Below are 2,485 nucleotides of genomic sequence, written 5' to 3' on the forward strand. Positions count from 1 at the left end.
TCATCGCTATGCCCCTAGCTATGAATGCAACTGCCCTAATGGGCAACTCCATTGCCAATCCAAAGGTGAATAGTGGAATTGAGAGTTTGAAGCTTACAATCCAAGCTTTAACCATATTCTCAGCTGTCAATATGGGTGGACCTGTCCACGCAAGATCCTTCCAGAGTGGAGTTATCAATGCTTCACCAAGCCCTTTACCCGCCCCTTCAACTGCATTGACCATTGCAGTGAATCCCTCCATGAACTTGCCATAGATTGCTTCGCCAGCCTTCCGTAATGCATCAATTTTAGCAGTTATGCTACTCATAACTGCCTCTGCAAATGCATGAAGCTTCTCAAACACTGCATCCCTAACTTTGCCTGCAAACTCCATGAACTTATCCCATGCAAACTGAACTGCTGAGACAATTGCATCCCAAACAGGCTTCAAAGTTTCAACAGTCTTTCCAACAATGCCTACAATTCCAGTCCAAGCTGGCTCAACAATATTCTTCTTGAACCATGATATTGGATCCTTAGTGAATTCTTGTAGTGCTTGCCATAATCCCTTGAAGAATTCAACTACACTTCCAAATACATATTGGAGGCGTTCGGGTAACTGTAAAACTGCATTTACGAATCCCATGAAGTTTGCCCCTAAAACTTTCAATGCATTTGTTGCTTCAGTAAACCAGTCTCTAGCCCTACTGAACCATTCAATTACAGTGTTGAATCCTCCACGAATATACTCTACAATCCCACCCACACCCCTAACTATATCACCTATGATCGTGGCTAATGCATCTTTAACCATACTTGCAGCTTTACCAAGCAAATCAAGTAGTCCACTGAACCCCTTACTTGCCCTATCAATTAACTCAGCAAATAATGCTTCAGCCTTATCAATTAATGTCTTAATGATATCTGGAAGCTTGCCAACTTGCTCAATGAACCATGAGAATCCACTCTTAACCCTTTCAGCTAGATCGCCAAATAATGATGCAATTCTACTTGAAACATCTCTAAACATGTCTGGAAGCTTTGAGAGTTGATCGAGAAGCCATGAGAATCCACCCCTAACAGTACTTATCAATCCATTGAATATATCTGAAACCATGCTTGTGAATCTTGAAACAATATTTCTAAATGCATCAGGTATGCCAGAAATGAAGTCTCCTACACGTGAAATAAGCATTCCAACAGCATTAACTATGCTTGGAAACTGCGTTGAAACCCAGTTTAAAGCGTCAAGTATTGGCTTTACAACTACAGTGTTCACTGCATTCAATATATTAGCAAGAGTTCCAGGTATACCTTGAATTACACTCCATATTCTGCTTGCATAGTCAGCTATTGGTGCCGCTACAGTTTCAAATGCCTTTCTAATTATATCTATGAATCCAGTTAAAGCACTTGCAATCCAATCTTTAAGCTGTCCAATAGGATCGAGTACTCCAAGACTTAAAGTGGCAACTTCACGCCAATCTATCCTCTCAATATCCTCTATTGATATTTTGAAGCATTCATTAAGCAGTGTTGATGATTCACTGGCATCATTATTCACGCATCCTCACCCTCACTATGGTCCCATTCTTGAGATGCGTTCACGCAGAGTTCTAGTCATCACTGCATAGTATAGTTTTTCAGCCCAGCTGCTTGCCTCCTCCTTTATCTTGTCAATATCAATTGTTGGATTCTTCATATAGAGTATGTCGAAGCATAATTCATTTAATGCACGCTTCAACATTGCACCATCAATATCCCCTGAAGCATATCTCCCAATGATCATTGACAGTATTGCAGTTGTTTCTGCACGAAACCCTGCATCTGTAACTCCATCGAGGAGTTTGAGTAGAAGTTCACGTACAGGTCCAGATATGCTCACTTCTCATCACCTTCTACTTTATCTCCTCGTATATCACCTTCATCAACGCCTTCATCAGTAGATCTTCCTTCCTCACGCCATACTTTCTTTCTAACTCTTCCAATCTCATCAGCACCTTCTGTGGAACTTGGATGGATATCGTGTAGTAGGGCATTTACACCCCCAGTATTTGTTTTGAACTCCCTCTTTATTATACTTTTCAGTATTTTCAATCTAATGTTTACATCTATGCCATGCTCCTTCACATATTTATAGACTGCCTCCCTAATCCTTGAAATGGTTTCAGGGTCTAAGTACACCTTTAGATATAGTTGGAAGCCGTTTTCAATGCGTGTATGCTGCACTTCCACATTTAACGCTACCTTGAATCTCTGCTCAAATAAATGTGTAGCACCATTTATATATGAGCTGAACATGTAAAAAGCTCTCCTAACCAAGAACAGTATAGCCTTCTGTGTCTCTTCTTCCGCATATCTTTTGATGTTCTCTTCACTAATTATATCTTCAAACATATTGAAACATTCACCTTTCCTTTCGCCCATTAACCATCTGATACCGTAAAATACTGTAAATTAGGGTTATATAAATTCTAAGCGGAATGAATGATAAACGATGGTGAGT

General features: G+C 40.1%; 3 protein-coding genes. All 3 read right to left on the minus strand.

All coding sequences use genetic code 11. The features are described 5' to 3' along the window. A partial coding sequence (locus MRT15_RS12435) for a hypothetical protein (RefSeq protein ID WP_304330612.1) occupies positions 1 to 1,543 on the minus strand: 1,543 nt, incomplete at its 3' end. A gap of 15 nt (positions 1,544 to 1,558) precedes the next feature. After that, positions 1,559 to 1,864: a hypothetical protein gene (locus MRT15_RS12440; RefSeq protein ID WP_304330613.1), complete on the minus strand. Its 306-nt coding sequence runs from the start codon at positions 1,862 to 1,864 to the stop codon at positions 1,559 to 1,561. Next, entirely contained in the window at positions 1,861 to 2,376 is a 516-nt protein-coding gene (locus MRT15_RS12445) for a hypothetical protein (protein WP_304330614.1), read from the minus strand. The genes MRT15_RS12440 and MRT15_RS12445 overlap by 4 nt, the downstream gene beginning before the upstream one ends. Positions 2,377 to 2,485 lie beyond the last annotated feature (109 nt).

This window comes from Candidatus Culexarchaeum yellowstonense, assembly GCF_024707025.1.
Lineage (GTDB): Archaea > Thermoproteota > Methanomethylicia > Culexarchaeales > Culexarchaeaceae > Culexarchaeum.

What these genes read in the sequence shown, in the direction of transcription:
- MRT15_RS12445 (WP_304330614.1), bottom strand. Translation starts at nt 2,376, where the DNA reads ATGTTTGAAGATATAATTAGTGAAGAGAACATCAAAAGATATGCGGAA.